The sequence below is a fragment of the Xanthomonas sp. SHU 166 genome (genome assembly GCF_000364685.1).
In the GTDB taxonomy this organism is placed as follows: domain Bacteria; phylum Pseudomonadota; class Gammaproteobacteria; order Xanthomonadales; family Xanthomonadaceae; genus Xanthomonas_A; species Xanthomonas_A sontii.
This window is the reverse complement of record NZ_AQOJ01000617.1, coordinates 1-1,538: the sequence shown is the minus strand read 5'-3', so window position 1 is coordinate 1,538 and position 1,538 is coordinate 1. Positions and strand designations below refer to the sequence as shown.

Here is a 1,538-nt window from a genome sequence, read left to right as displayed (position 1 = left end):
CCAAGGCGGCGGCGGTCGCGGCCACTGCCGGGGAGGCCTGGGTGATCGGCTCGGACCAGGTCGCCGAACTGGACGGCCAACCGCTGGGCAAGCCTGGCGAGGTGGCCGCGGCGCACGCGCAGCTGGCCGCCATGTCCGGGCGCAGCGTGCGCTTCCACACCGCGGTCTGCCTGCAGCGCGGCACACGCACCCTGCACGCCTGCGACCTCACCGAAGTCCGGTTCCGCGACCTGCAGGCCGACGCCATCGCCCGCTACGTCGCCGCCGAACAGCCGCTGGACTGCGCCGGCAGCTTCAAGTGCGAAGGCCTGGGCATCAGCCTGTTCCGCGCGATCCAGACCCAGGATCCGACCGCGTTGATCGGCCTGCCGTTGATCGCGCTGTCCGAGTTGCTGCGCGAGGCGGGCTTCGTGCTGCCCTAACTCACTGCAGCCGGCACCACTGGTACGGGAAGCGCGCCTGCCCGACCCAGGATTGGTAGATCTGACAGGACCCCGGCTGCAGCGCCAGGCCGTAGCGCGCCAGTTGCTGCGCCGCCAGCGCCTGGGTCTGGCGATCCGCCGCGGCGACATCCACGGCCCGTTCCGGCAGCAGCACCCAGCGACAACGACCGGCATCCACCTCCACACCGGCGCGCACCGGGCGCCGCGCCAGGCGCCGCATCAACGCGCAATCGGGGCCGCGATCCAGACCCAGGCGCGCGGCCACGGCATTGAGCCGCTGCAGGCGTTCGACATTGCGATCCACTTCCGCCGGCAGCATCGCGTAGCCCTGCCCGCGCGCCGCCAGCATCTCGCGCACCCGCGCGGCGTAGGCCGGCGTTTCCGGGAAATTGGAGGCGACCGACGCGTAGGCTGCCTGCGCGGGCAGGAACGGAATGCGCCACGACTCCGGCGCATCGCCGACCAGCAGCACCAGGCTGCGCTCGGGTTGCGGCATCGGCGGCGCCTGCACCCGGAACGCCTCGCGCGCCCAGCGCTCGTGCCCCCACTCGCCCCAGCCGTACAGCGCAAAGACCGCACAGGCGATCAGCGTCCAGCGCGCCGCCGGCGCGGCGATGCGCGCCGGCAGCAGCCGCCGCAGCCCCACCCACAGCAGCAGCGGCGCCAGTAGCTCCGGCACCACCAGGTAGCGCTGGATGCTGAAGGCCGCCTGCCAGGCGAGGAAGGCGACCACCACGAACACCAGCACCGCGCGCCACGCCGGCGCGACCACCTCCGCCGGCGCGGAGGCACGCGGACGCCGCAGCGCCCAGCGCAGAAACGCCACCAGGCCCAGCAGATACAGCAGCGGCCACACCAGTTGCCGCAGGCGCACCTCGCTGACCCGGTTCGGCGCCAGCGAGAACTGCAGCGGCCAGGTCAGCCACTCCCACAGCGTCTTCGGCAACCAGCGCGTGTCGCTGACCGCCACGGGCTGCGCCAGCGGCGCCATGAAGTGGCTGTTGAACTGCGGGAACAGCGGATTGCCGAAGGTCTGCCACACCCGCAGCAGCCACGGCCCGGCCAGCAGCGCGAAACTGAGCACCGTCACCGCAG

At 72.8% G+C, this 1,538-nt stretch carries 1 protein-coding gene and 1 pseudogene; one reads left to right on the top strand and one right to left on the bottom strand.

Annotated elements, in window-relative coordinates; all coding sequences use genetic code 11:
* Positions 1–422, top strand: a 422-nt coding sequence (locus tag D180_RS15095; protein ID WP_017913452.1) for a Maf family protein, incomplete at its 5' end; no start/stop codon positions are given.
* A 1-nt stretch (position 423) separates the two neighbouring features.
* Here the strand turns inward: D180_RS15095 and D180_RS15090 are convergent.
* Positions 424–1,538: pseudogene (locus D180_RS15090) on the bottom strand (hypothetical protein); the annotation flags it as partial.